Genomic DNA, 23,894 nt, shown 5'->3' with positions numbered 1-23,894 from the left:
GGAGAGCTGTCTGCTGAGATCAAGATCGTCATCAGCAATAACAGTAATGCCTTTGCTCTGGAAAGAGCCAGAAAGCACAATATCTCCGCTCTTCATCTAAGCCACAAGCAGTTTGCTACGCTAGAGGAGTTTGACCAGAGGTTACTTAATGTCCTGAGAGAAAATCAAATAGATATGATAGTCTTAGCCGGGTATATGAAGATGCTTTCTCCCACAATAATCCGGGCGTTCAAAAACAGAATACTGAATATTCATCCTGCCTTGCTCCCCCATTTTGGCGGTCCTGGAATGTATGGTATGCACGTGCATGAGGCAGTGATTAAGTCTGGAGTAAAAATCACCGGGGTTACGGTTCATATCGTGGATGAGGTCTATGACCATGGGGCTATTGTTATGCAAAAGCCGGTTGAGGTCAAAGATGATGACACCCCGGAAAGCTTGGCTGAAAGAGTTCTCAAAGTCGAGCACGACACCTATAAAAAAGCGATTCAACTTTTTGCTGAAGAGCAAGTTGAGATCAGGGACAATCGAGCTTATATCAAGATATAAAATAACTTAGGATTAACATTTAAACTATCACTTTAGGTCGAGAAAATGGAAAAGGCTTTAACGGAAACAAAGATTAAAGAATTCCCCCTTTATGCCAAAGGCAAAGTGAGGGACGTTTATGATCTGAAAGACAAGCTCCTTATCATTGCCACGGACCGGATCTCGGCTTTTGACGTGGTTCTGCCAAATGGGATTCCCGGAAAAGGGAAAGTCCTGACTAAGATGTCATTGTTCTGGTTTGAGCTGGTTAAGGATTTAATCGATAATCATCTCATCGCTTTTAAAGTGGATGATTATCCACCAGAATTGCAGAAATACAGGGACATCCTGGAAGACCGGTCAATGCTGGTCAAGAAGGCCAAAAGGATTGACGTGGAGTGTGTGGTCAGGGGTTATATCTCCGGCTCGTTGTGGAAGGAATACAAGGAGAAGAAGGAACTGTCCGAGAACGGTAGAGTTGAGATCTTAGGTTATCTTTTTCCGGATAATCTCAGGGAATCAGACAAGCTTACCTTTCCGATTTTCACTCCGGCTACTAAAGCCGAGAGCGGGCATGATCTGAACATCAGCTTTGAGCAGATGAAAAAGGAGTTCGGTCCAAGCTTATCCGAGTATCTCAAAGAGAAAAGCCTGGCCATTTATCAGAAGTGCTCTGATTATGCTGAAAGGAAAGGGATGATAATTGCGGATACCAAATTTGAATTCGGCTTTTCAGATGACAAAGTGATTCTGATCGATGAGATTCTGTCTCCGGATTCATCCCGTTTCTGGCCCAAGCAGACCTATTCTCCGGGCAGGTCACAGAACAGTTTTGACAAGCAGTTCGTGCGGGATTACTTAGAGAGGATAAAATGGGATAAAAAACCGCCGGCACCTGAACTGCCGGAAGAGGTAATTTTCAAGACCAAAGAAAAATATGAGGAGGCTTTAAAAAGATTAATCAACTAAAAATCACTAAAGAGGTTTAAGCGAATGGAAGAAAAAGGAACATTTAAAATCAAAAGAGCTTTGATCAGCGTTTCGGACAAAACCGGCCTGGTGGAGTTTGCTCGCCGGCTAAGTGAGCTGAAGATTGAGATAATCTCAACTGGCGGCACCTTAAACGAGCTTAAGAAGAATGGCATTAAATCGGTTTCCATTTCCTCTTTTACCGAATTCCCTGAAATCCTGGGCGGTCGGGTGAAGACTCTTCATCCGAAAGTGTTTGGTGGAATCCTTGCCCTGCGGGAGGATAAGGAACACAAGAAAGAAGTCAGAGAGCAAAAAATAAAATTGATTGATTTAGTGGTGGTGAATCTTTATCCTTTTGAAAAAACCATCTCCAAACCAGAGGTGACAGATTCTGAGGCAGTGGAAAATATCGACATAGGCGGGGTAAGTCTAATCAGAGCTGCGGCGAAAAATTACAATTACGTGGCGATAATCACCAGCCCGGAAAAATATGATATGATTATCCAGGAGCTTAAAGAAAATAAAGGAAGCCTCTCTTTTTCGACCAGATATAATTTAGCCCTGGAGGCTTTCAAACATACAGCCCATTATGACAGTGCAATAGCTGATTATTTAGAGAGAAAAACTGAAAAAGGAAAGGATTTCCCATCTTATCTGAATCCTTTTTATGAAAAGGTTCAGGATTTGAGGTACGGAGAAAATCCACATCAAAAGGCGGCTCTTTATAAAGTTCCGAACTTCGCTGGACCATCCATATCCACCTCGCAGATATTATCTGGAAAGGAGCTTTCCTATAACAACATTGTGGATTTAGATGCGGCTCTAAATATGATCGAGGATTTCAAGAAACCTTTTGTCTGCATCCTTAAACACAATAACCCCTGCGGGGCTGCCTGTGCAGATACTCTTGCTCAAGCTTACGAGGACGCCTTAGCCTCAGACCCGGTCTCAGCTTTCGGCTCCATCATCGGGTTAAATCGGGTAGTTGATCTGGAGACTGCCAAAAAAATCGATGAGACTTTTTTTGTGGAATGCGTGCTGGCACCGGGATATGAGAAAGATACTTTAGAGCTTCTGGTCAAAAAGAAAAACAGGAGGTTCTTAGCTTGTCCCGAATTATTAAAAGGAAAGATGACCGGACAAAGGGTTTACAAGATGATAAAAGGCGGAGCGCTTCTGCAGGATGCGGATGAATACGAGACCAGGGAAAACGAATTAAAAGTCGTCACTCAGGTGCAGCCAACGACGGAACAGATCAAATTTCTGCTTTTCGCCTGGAAAGTGGCTAAGCACGTAAAGTCGAATGCAATCGTCCTGGTTCAGGGAGAAAAGACCGTGGGAGTTGGCGCGGGACAGATGAGCCGGGTGGATTCAGTTATAATCTCCGCTATGAAAGCAAAAGAAAGAGCCAAAGGCTCAGTCTTAGCTTCGGATGCCTTTTTCCCGATGAGGGATGGAATAGATGAGGCGGCAAAAGCCGGGGTTAAGGCGATTATTCAGCCTGGCGGCTCCAAAGGCGATCCTGAGGTCATAAAAGCAGCAGATGAGCACAAGATTGCAATGGTGTTCACGGGTATAAGGCATTTCCGGCATTAATTTTTTTGGAGTGCATCATCCGTGACGATGCGCTATAAACTGGAGCAGATTTTTTTGTAGGGCAAGGCCTCAAGGTCTTGAGACTTCATCCTTGCAACAAATATTGAATGCAATGCAGATCACCCTCAAACAAGTTTGAGGGTGCCACCCAGTTCAGTCGAAACAATGGAGTTCGTAGCGTCCGGGAGGGTGGCATCCCCAATCTTGATTGGGGATGCGACTTAGAAAGATCACAGAGATTACTTCAGAGGTCTTTGCCCTCAAAATTCGCAATGTTCAACCTTTGGGTTTGAGTTTTTTCTTAATTCAGACCCACGTTGAGGGCAACCTGGGTCTACTGATTGTAAATCATCGACCCGCGACTTGGTAGCCCCGCTCCTATGGATCCAAATTCGGACTTGCCCTCAAGGCGGGAAAATCAGTAAGAGTGAAGGAATTCGGAGGGCAAGGGTGCCCGCCCTACGAAAGATCAAAAGATTAGCACTCGTAGGCAGTCCGCCAAAGGCGGACCAGCCCTGCGTTTTTCCCCCGAGCCTTTATTAAAAACCCTTGATTTTGGTTTTAATTTTGCTAAATTGTCTTCGAGGTGAAATCTAATGGAAAATCTGGAGAACAAAGCAATAGACATAATCATCTACTTAGCTCAATACGTCAAAGATGACCAGAGCAAGGTGGGGAATCTTATTGAAGCCCTGATGGATTTAAGGGAATTAGGCTTCTCAGAGAATGAGATAAAGAAGGCTTATCTCTGGTTTCTAAGCCGGCTGCCAAAATTCCTCAGATCCCATAAGGAAAAGTGTAATCTCTGCTCCTGGCTTAAAGGTTTTAAGGATAAAAATTTCACTCCGGAAAGCTATGGATTTTTATATCAAATGGAGGAATTAGGGGTCTTAGATGGTAAGGAAATAGAGCTTCTGATCCAGAAATCTCTGGCTTTAGGAAAGCAAAAGATAGAAGTTCAGACACTCAAGAATCTGGCTAATGTCCTTTTGTTTTCTGACAACAATATCAGAGAGCAATCTACTGACTTTTTGTGGACGGACCAGGAAAGGATATAAAAAGGAGTCAAGGATTCGAGGGGGCAAGTAGAAAAAGCAGGTAGCAAGTAACTTGTATCTAAAACCTGTGCTGTTCGCAGCCACTTTAGTGGCGTCAGAAAAACCTGACTGAAGTCAGTTTGAACAGAAAAGGTTTAAGGGGAAAAACAAACAGAGATAAATGTAGCGGAGATCTTCAGACCTCCATTAAGATAGAGTAGGTCGGGTTGCGAAAGCTACCCGACAAAACCTCTCAAGGAAAAAAATAAGAGTTTTAAAAATGCTAAAGGGCAAAAAGATTATTCTAGGCATAACGGGCGGGATTGCGGCTTACAAATCGGCTGAGCTTTGCAGGCGCTTGAAAAAAGCGAGCGCAGAAGTGCTGTTCGCAGCCACTTTAGTGGCGTTAGAAAAACCTGACTGAAGTCAGTTTGAACAGAGAAAAAACTCAAGGTTTCAGAAATGTTGAAAGGCAAGAAGATAATTTTAGGTATTTCAGGGGGGATTGCGGCTTACAAATCGGCTGAGCTTTGCAGGCGCTTGAAAAAATCTGGCGCTGAGGTTCAGGTAATTATGACCCAGTCGGGAATGAAATTCATCACCCCCCTGACTATGGAATGTCTGTCTGAAAAAGAAGTCATCACCGAGATGTTCCCGGAGCGCCGGATGGTGGGGACCAGGCATATCAGTTTAGCCCAATGGGCGGACCTTATTCTGGTAGCTCCTGCGACTTACAACTTGATAGGGAAAATCTCCTCCGGACTCGCGGATGATATACTTACGACTGTCATAAGCTCGACCAAAGCGCTTATAGTTTTAGCTCCTGCCATGAACGTGAACCTGTATGAAAATCCGATCTGCCAGCAAAATATAGAAAAGCTCAGGAATTTGGGATATAAATTCATAGAGCCGGGAGTTGGTGATTTAGCCTGCGGTGATGTAGGAAAGGGAAGGATGGCTGAGCCAGAGGAGATTCAAAATGAGGTCATAAAACTCTTAAGCGAAAAAAAAGAACTAACTGGAAAATCGATTTTAGTGACTGCATCCCGAACTGAAGAGCCGATTGATGCAGTTAGATTTCTCTCTAACCGTTCCACCGGGAAGATGGGATATGCAGTGGCAGAAGAGGCTTTTGCCAGAGGGGCAAAGGTAACCTTAATCAGCGGACCTTCTGACTTAGACTGCTCTCCAGGCATAAATTTATTCAAAGTAAGAACTGCTCAGGAGATGTATAAGGCAGTTAAAAAACACTTCCCGAAATCTGATGCCTTAGTTATGACAGCCGCAGTTTCTGATTTTACTCCGGAAAAGGTTTCTTCAGGAAAAATTAAAAAACAAGAGACTGAGCTGGATTTAAAGCTCAAGCCCACGCCTGATATTCTTAAAGAGGTTGGCAGTAATAAGGGAAAGAAGGTTTTAGTCGGCTTTGCTGTCGAAACTGAAAATGAGATAGAAAACGCCAAATTAAAACTCAAAGAAAAAAACCTTGATCTCATCATTGTAAATAATCCTAATCTCAAAGGGGCAGGCTTTGAAGTTGATACTAATATAGCTACCCTGGTAGATAAAAAGGGCAAAGTGGAAAAATTGCCTTTGATGTCAAAGAAAGAGCTGGCAGAAAAGATAATTGATCGGGTAGTCAAATTCTTTAATAGGTGATAGGATACAGATAATAGGTCGTAGGTGATAGGGACCCCACCACCCACAACCTATCACCTACCACCTTCTTTCGAAAAATGGAAGATAGATATAACCAGATGCTGGAGGCTTTTGCCTTAGCCAAAAAATATCTGAAGCAACAGAGGGAATTAGGTCTGGAGGAAGTAAAGTTGCCTTCGAACTTCAAAATAGAATTGAAAAAGGATTCGGGTAAAAATCCTCTGAAGGAATTTTATCACAAGATTAAAGATTGCCAGAAATGTCATCTGCATAAAAACAGAACTAATTTCGTTTTCGGGGTGGGAGATAGTAAAGCCGGGGTTATGTTCATCGGCGAAGCTCCAGGCAGGGACGAAGACCTGCAAGGGGAGCCGTTTGTGGGAAGAGCGGGTCAGCTTTTAAACAAAATTCTGGGAGCAATTAATTTTCAGAGAGAAGAAGTTTACATAGCCAATATCTTGAAATGCCGGCCGCCTGAGAACAGAGACCCCTTGCCGGAGGAGATCGAGCTGTGCGAGCCTTATCTCATAGAACAAATAAAGCTGATTCAACCAAAACTGATCTGCGCCCTGGGCAGGATTTCAGCTCAAGCTCTTTTGAAAACCAATTTACCATTGAACCGGCTCAGGGGAAGATTCCACGATTACCAGGGAATAAAATTTCTGGTTACGTATCATCCAGCCGCTCTCTTGAGATACCCCCAGTTCAAAAAGGATACCTGGGAGGATGTGAAGCTGTTGAGAGCGGAATATGATAAAATAAAAAAGTAGACAGTAGGTAGTAGACAGTAGACAGGTATGAACGAGAAAATGACAGGAGAAAGTAGTTGCTCAATTTATTGAGCAAGTAACATAGTAGAGTTAAGCTAAACTTGGCTCGAGAATCGAGCAACTACAAAAGATAACTATGAATGAAAAGATGATCGGCACGGAAAAACTACCGCCTCAGGCTTTAGAGGTGGAGCAGTCGGTTTTAGGCGCGATGCTTTTAGACCGGGAGGCTATAGGCAGGGCAATCGAAGTCATCGATGACAGCTGTTTTTATAAACCTGCTCACGCCAAAATATTCTCCGCTATGGTATCTTTATACGACCGGAACCAGCCGGTTGATCTGCTCACCTTAGCTGAGGAGCTATCCAAAAGAAACCAGTTAGAAGAAATCGGTGGCAGAGCCGCTCTTTTAGACTTGACTGATATCGTGGGCACTTCAGCTAATATCGAATACCACTCCAGAATAATTTTAGAAAAGGCGACTTTAAGAAAGCTGATCCAGTCTACAACCGAGATAATCACCAGATGCTATGATCTGACCGAAGAAGTGGATGATCTTCTGGATAGCGCTGAGCAGAAAATCTTCGATATCTCAGAGAAAAGGATAAAATCTGGGTTTTTGCACTTAGGAGAAATCCTGCCTCATACCTTTGAGGAAATAGATAAGATGAAGGAGGGGCAGATCACCGGGATTCCTACAGGATTTAAGGACCTGGATAGCCTGACTGCCGGTTTGCAGCCTGCTGATCTGATAGTAGTGGCTGGAAGACCTTCTATGGGGAAGACCTCGCTCAGCTTATCGATAGCTGAGTATGTGGCAATTGAACAAAAAGTTCCAGTGGCAATTTTCAGCCTGGAGATGTCTAAAAACCAGTTAGCCAACCGGATGCTCTGTTCCCGGGCCAGGATTTCCTCTCACCGGATGAGGACCGGCAGACTCTCGGATCACGAGTGGGAAAAGCTCTCGATTGCGGCAGGTCCGCTCTCTGAATCGAGGATTTTCTTAGATGACACTCCCAGCATCGGTATCCTGGAGACGAGGGCTAAAGCTCGAAGGCTGAAAGCCAAAGAGAATGTAGGACTGATAATTCTCGATTATCTCCAGCTGATGCAGGGTCCGAAAGGTTCGGAGAATCGCCAGCAGGAAATCTCCACCATCTCCAGAGCCTTAAAAGGACTGGCTAAGGATTTAAACGTGCCGGTCCTGGCATTATCCCAGCTTTCCAGAGAAGTGGAGAGAAGAGGGGGGGATAGAAGACCCAACTTAGCAGATTTGCGAGAATCCGGAGCAATAGAACAGGATGCGGATTTAGTGATGTTCGTCTATCGTCCGGAGATGTATGGAATAGACACCATTGAAGTCTATGGTGAAAAAAAGAGCAGCGAAAATTTAGCGGAGATAATCGTAAGCAAGCACCGGAACGGTCCAACCGGTAGTGTGTTCTTGAGTTTCATCAAGGATTACGCCCGGTTTGCAGACCCGGAGCTTCACCGAGAAGCACCGTTTTAGATGCGTTGAGACGAGGATCTAGACGGACTGAAGTATGCTCTCGTAGGCGTCCGCCAGAGGCGGACCAGCCTCGCAGATTTCCTGTAGGTGATTTCATTAGCGAGTTGGAGATGAGTGTGTTAATAAATAGGAGAAAAAAGTTTGTTCAGAATTAAAAATCCCTTCAGGGTGGTTGGGAGAAAAACCACCCTGTTTTTTGAAGACCTGGGCGGGATTGCGATTCTAATCAAGAACATCCTTTTAGGGCTGCCTGGCTCCTTTAAAAGGTTTCACCTGACTACTGAGCAGATGCTTTTTATGGGAGTCAATTCCCTGCCTTTGATTCTGGTGACCTCTATTTTCACCGGAGGAGTGACAAGTGTCCAGGGCGCCTACATGTTCTCCGACTATGTGCCCATGCGATATCTTGGCACGGCAGTAGGAAAAACCGTGATAATGGAATTAGGACCGGTCTTAACCGCTTTAGTAGTTGCAGGCAGAGTAGGAGCAGCCATTGCCGCAGAGCTTGGGACAATGAAAGTTACCGAGCAGATAGATGCTCTGGAGACTTTGGCAGTGGATCCGGTTAAATATCTGGTTGTGCCGAGGTTTGTCTCCGGCATAATAATGCTTCCTATCCTAACGATCTTTGCAGATTTCATCGCCATACTGGGTGGACTCGTGGTTTCAGTCTCCTTCCTGAACGTTTCCGCCTCTACTTTTCTGAGCGGACTCAAGCTTTTCTTTCGCTTGCGTGATGTCTGGGGAGGGCTTTTTAAGGCGATGGCTTTTGGCGGGATAATCGCCCTGATCGGCTGTTATCAGGGGTTCAAGACCTCAGGCGGCGCAGAAGGAGTTGGAAGATCAACTACCCGGGCGGTGGTTTTAGCGAGCGTGCTGATTTTGATCACGGATTATATACTGGCGTGGTTCTTATTTGGAACGTAAAAAAAAGCAAGGAGCAGGTAGCAGGTAGCATGGAGCAAGGAACTCGCAGTCCAAAAGGAAAATATAATATAAAAAAAGGAAGATAAAAGAATTGAAGATGACTGATTACAAATGATGAAAAAAACTAAAAAAGAATAACGCGCAGGTGAGCCTTTAGGGCTCAGCATGGTCTTCATGTGACCGTCGGGTCCCCTGACCCGACGGAATGAGTAGGGGAGCCCCTTGTGGGCTCCCGAAAAAACGGGAGGGGACCCCGGGCAAGTGTGGGATTTCGCAGTGCTCAACAAGCCCTTCCCCTACGGAAAGCTACAGGCTAATAGCTATCAGCTAAACAATGATTGAGATCAAGGACGTTTACAAAAGCTTCGGCAATAATCAGGTCCTGAACGGGGTTGACCTGAATATCAGTAAAGGGGAAACTATAGTCATTCTGGGCAGAAGCGGATGCGGGAAAAGTGTCCTTCTAAAACATATCATCGGATTGATGAAGCCGGATAAGGGTCAGATTTTCATAGATGAAGAGGAGATAACTGCTTACAGCTATGAGAAGCTGTCTAACCTGCGCAGAAGGTTCGGGATGCTCTTTCAGGGTGCCGCTCTTTTCGATTCGATGACCGTGGAGGAAAATGTTGGCCTGGGCCTGACAGAACATACAGCTCTGAGCAGGGAGAAGATTAAAGAGATCGTAAAGGAAAAGCTGAGACTGGTCGGTATGGCTGGGGTTGAGAATTTGAAACCGGCTGAGCTTTCCGGCGGTATGAAAAAAAGGGTCGGGCTTGCCAGGGCAATTGCGATGGATCCGGATATCGTGCTGTATGATGAGCCAACCACCGGTTTGGACCCGATTATGGCAGACGTGATTAACGAGCTGGTAATCAGTCTGCGTAATACCCTTAAGATAACCTCGATCGCGGTTACCCACGATATCGTTTCAGCTTACAAAATCGCAGATCGGATAGCAATGCTGTATGAGGGGAAGATCATCTGGGTGGGGACACCAGAGGAGACGAAAAATACAACTGACCCGGTGGTCAAGCAATTCATCCACGGGTCGTCTGTGGGACCGATACCGACGCTCATATAAAAAAATGACGAATGACGGATGAAAAATAAGTAGCGAGTAGAGAGTAGCGAGGGACCGGAGGCAAAGAACGTAGCGTCGGGCTTTACGCCCGACAAGATTAAGCTTGTTCATAGTCACTTTAGTGGCGTAAGCGAACCCGACTGAAGTCGGTTAGAAAAAAACCTCAGGTGCCCGTCGCGGGATAAAAGAAAAAACACGTAGCTGTCCGCCAGAGGCGGATTAGGGCTCAGCAAAGTCGTAGTATCAAAATATGGGAGAAGGAAAATAAATAAGGAATGACTTTTCGTAGCGCGAGGTTTTCAGCCTCGCAATGCGACCCTGAAAGGGTCGCGCTACGAGGTTGCGTCGGGCTTTATGCCCGACGAGACGAAGCTTGTTCATAGTCACTTTAGTGGCATAAGCGAACCCGACTAAAGTCGGTTAGAAAAAAAACCTTAATGTCTGCAACTGATAAACTAAAAACGATTTTCATCTGCCAGAACTGCGGGAGCAGTTTTCCCAAATGGATGGGGAAATGTCCGGATTGCGGTTCGTGGAATTCTCTGGTCGAGGAAAAGGTCTCAAAGAAAAGGGAAAAATCGTATGAAAAAGGGGAAATTGCTGCTCCAGTCCCTTTAAATCAGGTGAGATCCGGAGAAGAGGACAGGATAAAAACCGGAATAGGCGAGTTAGACAGGGTCCTGGGAGGTGGGGTTGTCAGGGATTCGGTTGTCTTAGTAGGTGGTGATCCGGGGATAGGGAAATCTACCTTACTACTCCAGACAACTCAGAAAGTGGCTGAAAGTTCTGGCAGGGTTCTTTACATAACCGGTGAGGAATCTTTAAAACAGGTAAAATTACGAGCTCAGAGGATGGGAATAGATTCAGATAGAATTGATATTTTAACTGAGACGAATTTAGATTCGATCCTGGAGACTCTGGGGCAGAATCCTCCTGTTATGGCAGTTGTGGATTCGATTCAAACTACTTATTCCCTTAATCTGGAAAGTGCTCCCGGGTCCATTTCTCAGATAAGGGAATGCGCTTCTAAGTTAATAAATTTCGCCAAAGGAAAAGGAGTGGCAGTTTTCTTAGTCGGACACGTTACCAAAGACGGCTCCTTAGCAGGTCCCAGGGTTTTAGAGCATATGGTTGATACTGTTCTCTACTTTGAAGGGGAGAAAAATTATGCTTACCGGATTTTGAGGTCGGTTAAAAACCGGTTCGGCTCGTCCAATGAAATCGGTGTATTCCAGATGGAGGAAAAAGGACTGGTTGAAGTCAGTAATCCCTCAGAGCTTTTTTTATCTGAAATGGGAGAAGGCACATCCGGTTCAGTGGTAGTCTGTTCCTTAGAAGGGACCAGGCCACTTTTAGTTGAGCTTCAGGCCCTGGTCACACCTACGGTCTACGGGATGCCACAGAGGGTCTGTTCAGGCATCGATTATAAAAGACTCTCTCTGCTTTTAGCCATTTTAGAGAAAAGAGAGAACCTGAGAGTTTCTTCCACAGACGTATTTGTAAATGTAGCCGGAGGAGTCTGGATCGATGAGCCGGCAATAGACCTGGGGATCGTCACGGCAGTAGTCTCAAATTTCAAAAACATTCCGGTTAAAAAGGATACCCTGATTATGGGTGAGGTTGGTTTGGGTGGAGAGGTCAGAGGGATAAGCCAGGTAGAGAGAAGAATCAAAGAAGGGGAGAAATTAGGTTTCAAAAGATGCATAATTCCGGAAAGCAATTTCAGGAATTTGAAAGAGAACTTTAAAATTGAGGTTTCAGGAGTCAGGAATTTAAAAGAAGCGCTTTCAATACTGCTTAAAAAAAGCAAGTAGCAAGGAGCCAAAAAATAATTGCTACGAGCTACAAGCTACCAGCTTTTTCGAAGTAGTTGCCCGATTTATCGGGCCGGTTTTGAGGAGAGAGATTTCGTAGCGCGACCCTTTCAGGGTCGCATTGCGAGGCTGAAAGCCTCGCGCTACGAGGTAGCGTCGGGCTTTATGCCCGACGGAAAGTCAACTTGAAAACAAATAGCTAATCGCAAGTCGCAAAATTCAAAGGAGAAATTATGGCTAAAAAGAAATTAAAACCACAAACCCTGCTTATTCCTCTGCCGGCAGTTATGGTGAGCTGCCAATGGGGAAATAATAAGCCAAATATCATCACTGCCTCCTGGGTAGGGGTTGCCTGTTCAGAGCCGCCTATGCTGAGTTTGGCCATTCGCAAATCCAGATTTTCACACGGCATCATCTCCAAATCCGGAGAGTTCGTGGTGAACCTCACCACAGAGGAACTCTTGAAGGAGACTGATTTTTGCGGGACTTATTCCGGCAAAGACATGGATAAATTCAAGAAGACCCATCTCACTCCAGTGGGCGGGTCTGTGGTCAAAGCTCCTTTGATTAAAGAATGCCCGATAAATTTGGAATGTCAGGTCAGGCATATATTAGAATTAGGCTCGCATGACCTTTTCATAGCAGACATAGTTGCCACGCATGCGGATGAAGAATATTTAGATAAGCAGGATCGTCCAGATATCAATAAGTTCAAGCCTCTGGTTTACTGCACCAAAGCACAGGAATACTGGGGAGGGATTTCCAAGAGGCTTGGGGGGTACGGCTTTATTAGAAAAGAAAAAGGAAAAGATTGAATAGCTTCGGCTTTAAAATCATAAAAAAAGATGAGAAATCATCTGCCAGGGCCGGGTTATTAAATACGCCTCACGGACAGGTCAACACTCCGGTATTTATGCCGGTAGGGACTCAGGCTTCCATCAAGACTCTGTGCACAAAAGAGATGGAAGATTTAGGAGCTGAGCTGATCCTGGGCAATACCTATCATCTTTATCTGAGGCCTGGTCATAAATTGATTGAGAAAGCAGGCGGCTTGCATAAATTCATAAGCTGGCAAAAACCGATTCTCACGGATAGCGGAGGGTATCAGGTTTTCAGCTTGAGCCCGTTAGCTAAAGTCAGCCAAGAAGGAGTTAGTTTCAAATCTTATTTAGATGGTTCGTCACACCAGTTCACTCCGGAAAAGGTGATCGAGATACAGCATTCCTTAGATGCAGACATAATCATGCCTTTGGACGAATGCGTACCTTATCCCTCCTCTTATCCCTTTACCAGAAGGGCAACCGAGTATACTATGGACTGGGCAAAAAGGTCCAAATTCGAGCATGAGAAAAACGAGGAAAAAGAAAAGCAGACTCTTTTTGGAATCATTCAAGGAGGGATTTATCCGAACTTGAGGGAACTTTGCTCTGAGTTTATGATTGATTTAGATTTTCCAGGTTTTGCCCTGGGCGGGCTTTCAGTGGGCGAGCCGAATGAGATGAGATGGGAATTGGTAGAGTCGACCTTAGGTTATCTTCCAAAGGAGAAACCCAGATACCTGATGGGTGTCGGAACTCCAGAGGATATCGTGGAAGCGGTTTTGAGAGGGGTGGATATGTTCGACTGCGTTCTGCCAACCAGAAATGCCCGCAACGGGACAGTCTTTACCCGCAAGGGGAAGATGATCATCAAGGCAGCCCGGTATGCTGAGGATTTTGCGCCCATTGATGAGAGATGCGGGTGTCTGACCTGTCAGAATTATTCCCGGGCTTACATCCGTCATCTTTTCCAGAGCGGGGAGATAGCAGGATTGAGACTGGCGACGATTCACTCGCTTTATTTCTACCTGAGCCTGATGAAAGAGATCAAAGAGGCTATTTTGCAGGAAACTTTTTCGGAATGGAGAGAAACATTCATAGAGGAGTATAATTCTTCTGAAATAAAAGAGGAAGAATAAATTAAATCTGGATTTGCGTGCCCGTCGGGTCCCCTGACCCGACGGAAAACTTGTCAACCCAGGGGACAAGAACTTTAGAAAGTATTTGGAGGAGAATAATTCGTCAGAGTCATAAGAGGAGGAATAGATAAATAGGTCTCTTTGGAGTGTAAACCTTCAGGTTTGCCAATCCGCCTCACGTGTAGTTGCTCGATTCATTGAGCGAAGTTTCAACAAGTCGGGCAGGGGTGCCCGACCTACGGTGAATCAATCATTGATTCTCTCGTAGGCGTCCGCCTGAGGCGGACAGGCCCCGCGACTTCAAGCTGTAGCTGCTTGGTTTATCAAGCTCGAGGATATAGTAGTCGCTTGATTCACCAAGCCAAAATGCCCAATAAATTGGGCAGCTACAAATGTGAAATTGCGGATGATGACAGGTCAAAACAAAGATAAAAGATTCGAATGCGTAAAACGTTAAACTATATAGAAAGGAGTAAGGATGTTTGAAAGCGCTTATGCGATGGGGACTCAGGGCGGGCAGTCGGGTAGTGCAGGCTTGCTGACGTTTCTTCCCTGGTTATTGATCATAGTTGTCTTTTATTTGCTTTTGATCCGCCCCCAGCAGAAAAGACAAAAGGAACAACGAACTATGCTGGAAAATCTCAGGAAAGGTGACAAGGTAGTAACCAATTCAGGGATGTTCGGCACGATTGTGGGATTCAATGAAAAAGAGAACGTCGTGGTTCTCAAAGTAGCCGATGAGGTCAAAATCGAATTTCTCAAAAGCTCTATTGCAGGAAGAGTGGAAAAAGCAGAATAAGAAGGGAAAGGGAATTAGCGAGGGATGAGGAATGAGGAGTTAACTCCTATAACCTAACACCTATCACCTGAATTATGTCTATCTTAAAACTACGAAAATACGGGGATCCGGTTTTGAGGAAGAAAGCTGAGGAGATCAAGGTAATTGATGAGGAGATAAAAAATTTAGCCTCAGACATGCTGGCGACTCTGAAATCGATAGCAGGAATCGGCTTAGCTGGTAATCAGGTTGGGGTTGCCAAAAGGATTTTCGTAATAGACCGCACTCACATTGACGGGGAGGAGGAGCCTTTGATTCTGATAAATCCCGAATTAATCGAATCATCCGGGAATCAGGTAATTGAAGAGGGTTGTCTTTCCGCTCCGGGAATTTATGAGGATGTAACCAGACCTCATAAGGTCAGAGTTCGAGCCTTGAATTTAGAAAGAAAAAAGGTAGAAATCGAAGGCGAAGGGTTGTTGAGCCGGGCACTGTTGCACGAGATCGATCATCTGAACGGCGTTTTGTTCATCGACCATCTGAGCACTATCAAGAGGAAATTGTTAGGGAAAAAGTTGAGAAAAATTTCGACAGAGAGATAAAAAGAGAAGAAAGATTCTGGAGTATAAAGCCTTAGCTTTATTTATAAGAGTTGCGTCAGGAGCTACTCCTGATGCCGTGATTTTTCGTAAGATACTGACTAGGTTCTGTCAGGTCTAGGACCTGACAGAACAAAACGAACAAAACAAGAATTTAATGTGATTAATGTGATCGTCGGGTCCCCTGACCCGATTCGCCAGAGGCGAACCAGGTCGGGGGACCTGGCAAGCACCATATAAAGTTGAGGAAGATTTCGACAGAAAGTTAGAAGAACGCGTAGCTGAGCCTTTAGGGCTCAGCGGAGGTCTAAAACCTCCGCTACGTGTCTTTACAAGTTAAAATCAAAAACGCGAAAAGCAAATAGCTAATCGCGAAAAGCAAATAGCTAAATTATGCGAATCGTGTTTATGGGAACTCCAGAGTTTGCACTACCAAGCTTAGAACTGCTCTTGAAAAGCGAGCATCAGGTTGTTGGTGTAGTCACACAACCAGATAAGCCCAAAGGCAGAGGGTTGAAGCTTTCAGCTTCTCCAGTGAAGGAATTTGCGATAAAACATAACCTCAAAGTTTTAACTCCAGAGGATTTGAAATCAGAGGAGTTCTATCAAACTTTATCTGAGCTAAAACCTGATTTAACCGCGGTTGTAGCTTTTAGAATTCTGCCGGAAAGAGTATTTGGTTTGCCACCTTATGGTACCATTAATCTGCACGCCTCTCTTTTGCCTAAATACCGGGGCGCGGCTCCGATAAACTGGGCAATAATCAAAGGCGAGAAGAAAACCGGAGTCACCACCTTTTTCATTCAGAGAAAAGTTGATACTGGAAATATCGTTTTGCAGAAAGAGGTCGAGATATCGCCAGAAGAAACCTGTGGAGAGCTTTCTTTAAAACTTTCCCAGATTGGAGCAGAAGTTTTACTTGAGACCATAAATCTGATCGAAAAAAAGGAGGCGAAGACTCATTCTCAAAATGAGCTGGAGGCAACTCCTGCGCCGAAGATAACTGATGAGCTTTGCAAGATAGACTGGTCAAGACCGGTTGAGGAGGTCAATAACCTGATAAGAGGGGTTTCTCCAACTCCGGGAGCAATTACTTTTTTCAGAGGGAAGCTTTTGAAAATCTATAAAGCAGAGATAGTAACGGGGCAAGAGGGCTCAACTGAACCTGGAAGGATCATTAGTGCAGACAAATCAACAGGGATTCTGGTTCAAGCTGGCAGAGGAATCCTGAAATTAAAAGAACTACAGCTCGAGGGAAAGAAAAAAATTACTGCGGATGAATTCTTGAGAGGTTACAGGATAGAAGCTGGAGAAAAGCTGGGATAAAAAGGCAAAAGTGAAGGTAGTCAAGGTAGGTCGGGTTGCGAAAGCTACCCGACGAAACTATAGGATAGGAGCGTAAAGGCTATAGCCGTAAGAAAAATGCAAAAGATAAATAACAAACCGCCAATCGCCAACGGCGAAAACAAAGGAAAAGGGATTTTTCTGTTGCTTTCAATTTTGAGCTTGCTGCTGGTGGTCTTTTTAATGTTCGGACTTTGGTATTTGATCGCGCCACGCCTGGGCAGTTTTCATCCTTATTTTTCCTTGGCAGTGAAGATTTTCCTGGGGCTATGTCTGATTACTATTAGTGGCGGCCTTTTCCTGATAGTTCTTTCTGCTCTTACTGAAAGAGATTTTCTTTTTCCGCACGGTGAAAAGCAGATCACCCTGACAGTCCTTTTTCCAATAAATCTCATCTTAGGAAGGTTTTTCGGTCTGCCCAAAGACCAGATCAGGCAATCGTTTGTGGCGGTAAATAATTCGCTATTCAAAGCCACAAGAAAAAGGATTAGTCCTGAAAGGATTTTAATCCTGCTTTCTCATTGTTTGCAGGACTATGACTGTCCCCAGAAGGTAACTGCTGATTACCGGAACTGCCGGATGTGCGGAAAGTGTCAGATCTGCCAGATAATCGAGCTGGGAGATAACTATTCCACGCCTCTTTCCATAGCTACCGGTGGAACCCTTGCCCGCAAGGTCGTCGTGGAGAGAAAACCCACGGTGATCGTGGCAGTTGCCTGCGAAAGAGACCTGACCGCGGGGATCCAGGACGTTTATCCTATTCCGGTTTACGGGATTTTAAATCAACGTCCTTTTGGGCCGTGTATAAATACAAAAGTGGATTTAAAGGAGATAGAAAAAGCTATAGGATTAATTCTGAATGGGAGGCAGTGAGTCGGAAAAATAAAAAGGATTCAAGGAGTCGAGGGTTCAGGAAAAAAGCCAGTAGCAGGTAGCTAAAAGCTACTGGCTACAAGCTACCTGCCAACGGCTATTTCATGTTTCCTCAAAAGGAAGGGAAAAGTTAAAACCTGACTGAAGTCAGTTAGAACAAAGGAGATAATAGAGTGCTATGTGTCCGTCGGGTCCCCTGACCCGATTCGCCAGAGACGAACCAGGTCGGGGGACCTGACAAGCACGAAAAAATGAGCTGAAAAATAAACCTGACTGAAATCAGAGAAGTGTAGGTCGGGTTGCGAAAGCTACCCGACAGTGGTCTAGAAATTAAAACTTGGGAGAGAATAAAGTGCAGAAAGATATCATAATCAACCTTTCAGAGTATGAGACCCGGATAGCGATTCTGGAAGACTCCAAATTGATGGAGTTATGGGTAGAAAGGCCGGAAAGGGAAAGGATGGTCGGGGATATATACAAGGGGATAGTCAAAGCTGTTCTCCCAGGAATGCAGGCTGCTTTCTTAGACCTTGGTTTAGAAAAGAGCGCCTTCTTGCATGTCTCAGATATAACCGACTTATATGAGGCAGATTTTTTGGAAGAAGAGGAGTTAGCTCAGAGGAAGAAAAAAAAGCACTATCATAAAATCGAGGAGCTGCTTAAAAAAGACCAGGAGATTCTGGTTCAGATAATGAAAGAACCTATGGGCACCAAAGGAACCAAGGTGACTTCTCAGCTCTCTTTAGCTGGAAGATACTTAGTATTAGTTCCTGGAGAAGAAAATATAGCAGTATCCAAAAAGATAACTGAGCGGGAGGAGAGAAAAAGGCTAAAAAGGGTGGTCTCGGGACTAAAGCCTGAAGGGTTCGGAGCGATCATCCGAACCGTAGCTGAAGGGAAGGAGCAGAAGGATTTTAAAAACGATATCCGGCTGCTCTTGAGATTATGGAAAAAGATAAGAAAGGAAGCGGAAAAAAGAAAAGCTCCTTCTCTGGTGCACAAGGATATGGGGATGGTTGCCTCTGTGATCCGGGACCAGCTCACCCCGGAGGTAAATCAGGTGGTGATAGATTCCAGAAGGGAGTTCAAGAAAATCCGCTCCTACCTGCGGGTGATAGCGCCTAACCTGAGAAATAAGGTGACTCTGTACAACAAAGATATCCCGATCATCGATTTTTACAACGTGGAGAACCAGATAGAGAAGATGTTAGACCGTAAGGTCTGGATAAAAAAGGGTGCCTATATAGTCATCGACCAGACCGAAGCTATGGTGACTATAGATGTCAATACCGGAAGGTTTGTGGGAAGGTCGGACCAGCAGTCAACCATTTTGAGGACGAATATGGAAGCTGCCAGGGAGACAGCCCGCCAGATCAGGCTCAGGGATATAGGCGGGCTTATCATCGTGGATTTCATCGATATGTACTCGGCTGAGGACAGGAGAAAGGTCTTCGAGGAATTCAAAAACTCATTTAAGAACGACCGCTCCAAACACAGCATCCTGCCCATATCAGATTTTGGATTGATCGAGATGACCAGGGAGAGGATCAGACCCAGCCTGCTTTACACCTTTAGCCAGCCCTGTCCTACCTGCGATGGTATCGGCAGGGTTCTATCCAAGGAAACTTTAGCCGCCAAAATCGAAAGATGGTTCAGAAGAGCAAAAGTCAGGTCAGTCGAAAAAAGTTATAAACTTCTGGTCAGTTCAGAGGTCTACAGGATTTTAACTGAAGGCAAGGAGAGCAGGATAAAAAAACTCAACAAGATGTTGAGATTGGAAATCACCGCGGAAAAAGATGAATCCCTACCCATAGATGAATTCAAGGTCTTCTCCATAGATGAAGAGGCAGAGGTTACGGAAAGATACAAGGCATAACATATAGAGGGGTTGCAGGCGTAGGGACAGAACATTGTTCTGTCCGCTATACTTGTAGCGTTGCCACTCCTGTGGCAACGTAGCATCGTCCTCACAGGAGTGAGGACGCTACAAATCCTTAAATTTCACTTGCCCTGATTTTCAGGGAAGATTATATTACTTTTGAGCCGAAGTGGTGGAATTGGCAGACACGCTGTGTTCAGGGCGCAGTGTCCAAAAGACATGGGGGTTCAAATCCCCCCTTCGGCATTGGAAGTGCCAGGTATTTTCGATGTCATTGCGAGGAGTCCTCGCCTTTGGCGGGACGACGAAACAATCCGCCTCTGGCAGAGTAGACAGATTGCTTCGCCCCCCACGGGGGCTCGCAATGACAGAAATGGTAGGGGTAATTTATGAATTGCCCCTACAAGTTTTTAAAAATAAAATCTTGACAAATTGAGTTTTGTTTTCTAATTTATGAACTGCATACATTTTTTAAAGCTCTTTGTTGGTGTCCTCACCAACGAAGACACTCCGTTGGTCAGGAGACCAACGGAGAGCAGAAAAATTGATAATGTGAACATACACTTTTTTTAAGAAGGAGGTTGTGTTATGAAAAATTGTTCTTGGTTTTTGAGAACAGGAGGGGTTTTAGTTTTGTTGTTTTTACTCTCTGGGGTGGCTCAGGCTTATATTACCGTAAGCGGTAATCAGTCCGGCACCTGGATGGCTGACTCCACTTATTATGTATCAGCTAATGTCACAGTTCCAAACGGACAAACTCTGATTATTCCCAAAGGGGTGAAGGTGAAGTTCAATACTAACACCCAGATGCTAGCGAATGGCACGCTTTCGGTTGATGGCTCTTTGGGGTTTGTTTACTTCACTTCCAAAAATGATAACACGGTAGGCCAGACCATAGCTGGTTCCACTGGCAACCCTGCGGCTATTGATTGGTACTATCTCTATTTCTCTGGCTCCGGATCAAGCGGGTCATTTCTGGATTCCTGTACAGTCAGATATGGCAACTATGGAATTAACATTGCTAATAGTGACCTGACAATTCGGTATTGCACCGTAAGCAATAACTATTATGGTGGGATTTACTGCGGTAGTGGTAATCCTGGCTTAACCAACAACCTGATAACAGCTAATCTCAGGTATGGGATTTACTTGAGCAGTTCATCGCCGGTTATTACTAACTGTCAGATATTGGGTAATGGAACTTCTGGCAATTATGAAGGTATATACGGGACAACAAGTTCACCTAACATCCAGAACTGTGTGATAAAGAACAACACTGGAGGGGGGATATATGTAACTGGTTCAGCCAACCCAGCCACAGTTTCAAATGATACTGTCTCCAATAATGGAAGTAGTCATGGGATTTATTATACTGGCAGCGCCCAGATAACCATTTCTAACAATTATGTATCCGGACACACAGGCACAAATATTGCCGGGATAGTGACATCCTGGGCACAAGTGAACAATAATTACATAACCGGAAATAGATTCCCCTTAGCTGTGACCGGGTATATCTATACCACCTATAGCGGGAACACCATTACTGGTAACACCTATAATAAGTCTATGGGTGTTCTTGGATACATAAGCGGATCTTTATTTAATGCTTCTAATCTGCCTTCGCCTTTGACTGCGAATGTGATAATCACCACACCCACAGTTCAGAACGGGACCAGTTTAACCATCCAGCCGGGAGCGGTGATAAAGTTTTTGCAGGGAGAGTATATAAATGTATCTGGCTCCTTAAGTGCAATAGGGAAGACAGATAGTTTAATTGCTTTTACCTCCTTTAAGGATGACAGCTTAGGCGGAGATAACAATGGAGATGGAGGAGGAACCCTGCCTGCTTCAAATGACTGGGCTTACATATATCTCAACGGAACAGGTTCCAGTAGCTCGGTAATGGATTCCTGTTTAATCAAGTATGCGAACTATGGCATTCAATTCAATAATAGTGATGCAGTGCTTCGCAACAGCAATATCAGGCAGAGTTATACTGATGGGATTTACTGTGGTAGTAGCAATCCCTCATTGACCAACAACCTGATAAATGCCAATCGAAGGTATGGGATTTACTTGAGTAGCTCTTCTCCGGTCATTACCAACTGTAAGATACAGAATAATGGTAGTTCAGGCACCTATGAAGGTATTAACGGTTCAAGTAGTTCACCTACGATTCAGAACTGTGTGATAAAGAATAATACCGGAGGTGGAATATACGTAACCGGAGCATCCAATCCAGTAACAGTTTCGAATGATACAGTATCGAATAATGGAACTGGACATGGGATTTATTATACTGGCTCAGCACAGGTTACCATCTCCAACAACTATGTTTCCGGGCAGACCGGGACGAATTTGGTTGGAATAGTGACCTCCTTTGCTCAGTTGAATAACAACCGCATAACTGGAAACCGTTTTCCCTTAGCTGTGACCGGGAATATTAACAGTACTTACAGTGGGAACACCATTACTGGTAACACTTACAACACTGCGATGGGAGTTTTAGGCTATATTTCCGGGACTCTGCTGAATAGGTCAAATTTACCCTCCCCTTTGACCGCGAATGTGATAATAACCACGCCCCAGGTTCAAAATCTAACCACTTTAACCATCCAGCCGGGAGCGGTGATAAAGTTTTTACAGGGAGAGGGTTTGAATGTATATGGCTCATTAAGTGCCTTGGGGAAGACAGATAGTTTAATTGCTTTTACCTCCTTTAAAGACGATAGCTTAGGCGGAGATAATAATGGAGATGGAGGAGGAACATTGCCTGCATCCAATGACTGGAGTTATATTTATCTTTCTGGTTCAGGCTCAAGTGGTTCGGTTATAGATTCCTGTTTATTCAAATATGGACAATATGGCGTTAATATTTATAACTGTGACCCGGTGATAAGAAACAGCACTTTCAGGCAGAGCTATTATGATGGTATCTACATTAGTAGTGGCAATCCTGGTTTAACCAACAATCTGATAAATGCCAATCGACGGTATGGTATTTATATGAGTAGTTCTTCTCCGGTTATTACCAACTGTAAGGTGCAGAACAACGGTAGTTCGGGTACTTATGAGGGCATTAACGGTTCAAGTAGTTCACCTACCATTCAGAACTGCGTGATTAAGAACAATACTGGAGGGGGCATCTACGTAACTGGGGCGAGCAATCCAGCGACAGTTTCAAACGATACGGTCTCAAATAATGGAACCGGACATGGGATTTATTATACCGGCACTGCCCCTGTAACCATCTCTAACAATTATGTCTCCGGTCAAACCGGGACGAATTTAGCCGGGATAGTAAGTTCCTGGGCACAGGTAAATAATAACGTTATAACCGGAAATCGTTTTCCCTTAGCTGTGACCGGGAATATTAACAGTACTTACAGTGGGAACACCATTACTGGTAACACTTACAACACTGCGATGGGAGTTTTAGGCTATATTTCCGGGACTCTGCTGAATAGGTCTAATTTGCCTTCACCCTTGACAGCTAATGTGATAATCACCACACCAACGGTTCAGAATCTAACCACTTTAATCATTCAGCCAGGAGCAGTGATGAAGTTTTTACCTTCACAGGGACTTACAGTTTCTGGCACTTTAAGTGCAGTAGGTAAGACCGACAGTTTAATCGCTTTCACTTCCTTTAAGGATGACAGCTTAGGCGGAGATAATAATGGGGATGGCGGAGGAACTTTACCTGCTTCCAATGACTGGGATAATGTTTATCTTTACGGTTCAGGCTCAAGTGGTTCGATTATGGATTCCTGTTTAGTCAAATACGGGCAATATGGTCTTAATATTTATAACTGTGACCCGGTGATACGAAATAGCACCTTCAGGAATAGCTATTATGATGGAATCTACGTTAGTAGTGGCAACCCTGCTTTAACTAAAAACACAGTAATCACTAACCGGAGATATGGTATCTACTTGAATGGTTCTTCTCCGGTTATTTACAGATGTGATGTGACAGGTAATGGGACCGCTGGCAATTATCATGGAATTTACTGTTATAATTCCTCACCTCAGATCAGACACTGCAATATCCTGAACAACACCGATGCCGGGGTTTATACTCAGGTAAGCTCTAATCCAGTGATCGATAGCTGTCATATTTACGGGAATACCAATTACGGGGTAAATAATGTGGATGTGGCTTTAACCCTGAATGCTCAATACAACTGGTGGGGTGACTCCACTGGTCCAAATGACCCCAGCGCAGGTCCACCAGACTATAATCCGGGCGGTCTCGGAAATAAAGTCTCAGATTACATCACCTACCGTCCCTGGATGCGCAGACCTTATATCTGCGGGGATGCCAATGGAGACGAGAAGGTGAACGTTGCAGACGTTGTTTATCTGGTAAGTTACTTATTCAAACATGGGCCTGCACCGGTTCCCTTAGCCAAGGGGGATGCAAATGGAGACGGTAAAGTCACCATAGCCGATGTCGTTTATCTGGTGTCGTTCTTGTTCAAGCACGGTTCTTCGCCGATATGCTGAAATAAGTAGACAGGGACTGTAGGGGCGGGGTTTCCCCGCCCTTTTTCTTTTACCT

18 protein-coding genes, 1 tRNA gene and 1 pseudogene are annotated in these 23,894 nt (G+C 44.7%); all 20 read left to right on the top strand.

Annotated elements, in window-relative coordinates; all coding sequences use genetic code 11:
* On the top strand, nt 1-549 hold a 549-nt coding region (gene purN / locus MUP17_03525), incomplete at its 5' end, for a phosphoribosylglycinamide formyltransferase (protein MCJ7458046.1).
* Between the two features lie 45 nt (nt 550-594).
* Nucleotides 595-1,497 (top strand): phosphoribosylaminoimidazolesuccinocarboxamide synthase, encoded by a 903-nt coding sequence (locus tag MUP17_03520; protein MCJ7458045.1) that lies wholly within the window; start codon nt 595-597, stop codon nt 1,495-1,497.
* A 24-nt stretch (nt 1,498-1,521) separates the two neighbouring features.
* Nucleotides 1,522-3,096: a bifunctional phosphoribosylaminoimidazolecarboxamide formyltransferase/IMP cyclohydrolase gene (gene purH / locus MUP17_03515; GenBank protein ID MCJ7458044.1), complete on the top strand. Its 1,575-nt coding sequence runs from the start codon at nt 1,522-1,524 to the stop codon at nt 3,094-3,096.
* Nucleotides 3,097-3,692: 596 nt separating this feature from the next.
* Nucleotides 3,693-4,154 (top strand): DUF494 domain-containing protein, encoded by a 462-nt coding sequence (locus MUP17_03510; protein ID MCJ7458043.1) that lies wholly within the window; start codon nt 3,693-3,695, stop codon nt 4,152-4,154.
* A 259-nt stretch (nt 4,155-4,413) separates the two neighbouring features.
* Nucleotides 4,414-4,515, top strand: a pseudogene (locus tag MUP17_03505) (hypothetical protein).
* Nucleotides 4,516-4,595: 80 nt separating this feature from the next.
* On the top strand, nt 4,596-5,792 hold the full coding sequence (gene coaBC, locus MUP17_03500) for a bifunctional phosphopantothenoylcysteine decarboxylase/phosphopantothenate--cysteine ligase CoaBC (protein ID MCJ7458042.1): 1,197 nt from the start codon (nt 4,596-4,598) through the stop codon (nt 5,790-5,792).
* A 77-nt stretch (nt 5,793-5,869) separates the two neighbouring features.
* Nucleotides 5,870-6,562 (top strand): uracil-DNA glycosylase, encoded by a 693-nt coding sequence (locus MUP17_03495; GenBank protein ID MCJ7458041.1) that lies wholly within the window; start codon nt 5,870-5,872, stop codon nt 6,560-6,562.
* A gap of 136 nt (nt 6,563-6,698) precedes the next feature.
* On the top strand, nt 6,699-8,072 hold the full coding sequence (gene dnaB, locus MUP17_03490; GenBank protein ID MCJ7458040.1) for a replicative DNA helicase: 1,374 nt from the start codon (nt 6,699-6,701) through the stop codon (nt 8,070-8,072).
* A 141-nt stretch (nt 8,073-8,213) separates the two neighbouring features.
* Entirely contained in the window at nt 8,214-8,999 is a 786-nt protein-coding gene (locus MUP17_03485) for an ABC transporter permease (protein ID MCJ7458039.1), read from the top strand.
* A 334-nt stretch (nt 9,000-9,333) separates the two neighbouring features.
* Nucleotides 9,334-10,083, top strand: a complete 750-nt coding sequence (locus tag MUP17_03480) for an ABC transporter ATP-binding protein (protein ID MCJ7458038.1) — start codon at nt 9,334-9,336, stop codon at nt 10,081-10,083.
* Nucleotides 10,084-10,520: 437 nt separating this feature from the next.
* On the top strand, nt 10,521-11,897 hold the full coding sequence (gene radA / locus MUP17_03475) for a DNA repair protein RadA (protein MCJ7458037.1): 1,377 nt from the start codon (nt 10,521-10,523) through the stop codon (nt 11,895-11,897).
* Between the two features lie 233 nt (nt 11,898-12,130).
* Nucleotides 12,131-12,712, top strand: a complete 582-nt coding sequence (locus tag MUP17_03470; GenBank protein ID MCJ7458036.1) for a flavin reductase family protein — start codon at nt 12,131-12,133, stop codon at nt 12,710-12,712.
* Nucleotides 12,709-13,854, top strand: a complete 1,146-nt coding sequence (gene tgt / locus MUP17_03465; protein MCJ7458035.1) for a tRNA guanosine(34) transglycosylase Tgt — start codon at nt 12,709-12,711, stop codon at nt 13,852-13,854. Before MUP17_03470 ends, tgt begins: the two co-directional genes overlap by 4 nt.
* 478 nt (nt 13,855-14,332) lie before the next feature.
* Complete coding sequence (gene yajC, locus MUP17_03460) at nt 14,333-14,653, top strand: preprotein translocase subunit YajC (GenBank protein ID MCJ7458034.1); 321 nt, start codon at nt 14,333-14,335, stop codon at nt 14,651-14,653.
* Between the two features lie 74 nt (nt 14,654-14,727).
* Nucleotides 14,728-15,234 (top strand): peptide deformylase, encoded by a 507-nt coding sequence (gene def / locus MUP17_03455; protein ID MCJ7458033.1) that lies wholly within the window; start codon nt 14,728-14,730, stop codon nt 15,232-15,234.
* A gap of 390 nt (nt 15,235-15,624) precedes the next feature.
* Nucleotides 15,625-16,557 (top strand): methionyl-tRNA formyltransferase, encoded by a 933-nt coding sequence (fmt, locus tag MUP17_03450; protein ID MCJ7458032.1) that lies wholly within the window; start codon nt 15,625-15,627, stop codon nt 16,555-16,557.
* Nucleotides 16,558-16,653: 96 nt separating this feature from the next.
* Nucleotides 16,654-17,448 carry a DUF116 domain-containing protein gene (locus MUP17_03445; protein ID MCJ7458031.1) on the top strand — a complete coding sequence of 265 codons (795 nt, stop codon included), beginning with the start codon at nt 16,654-16,656 and terminating at the stop codon, nt 17,446-17,448.
* A 352-nt stretch (nt 17,449-17,800) separates the two neighbouring features.
* Nucleotides 17,801-19,324 (top strand): Rne/Rng family ribonuclease, encoded by a 1,524-nt coding sequence (locus MUP17_03440; GenBank protein MCJ7458030.1) that lies wholly within the window; start codon nt 17,801-17,803, stop codon nt 19,322-19,324.
* 166 nt (nt 19,325-19,490) lie between these two features.
* Nucleotides 19,491-19,573 (top strand) — tRNA-Leu (locus MUP17_03435).
* A 342-nt stretch (nt 19,574-19,915) separates the two neighbouring features.
* Entirely contained in the window at nt 19,916-23,839 is a 3,924-nt protein-coding gene (locus tag MUP17_03430) for a right-handed parallel beta-helix repeat-containing protein (protein ID MCJ7458029.1), read from the top strand.
* Nucleotides 23,840-23,894 lie beyond the last annotated feature (55 nt).

This window comes from Candidatus Zixiibacteriota bacterium (assembly GCA_022865345.1).
GTDB lineage: Bacteria > Zixibacteria > MSB-5A5 > MSB-5A5 > RBG-16-43-9 > RBG-16-43-9.
This window is presented reverse-complemented; position numbering and strand designations above follow the sequence as displayed.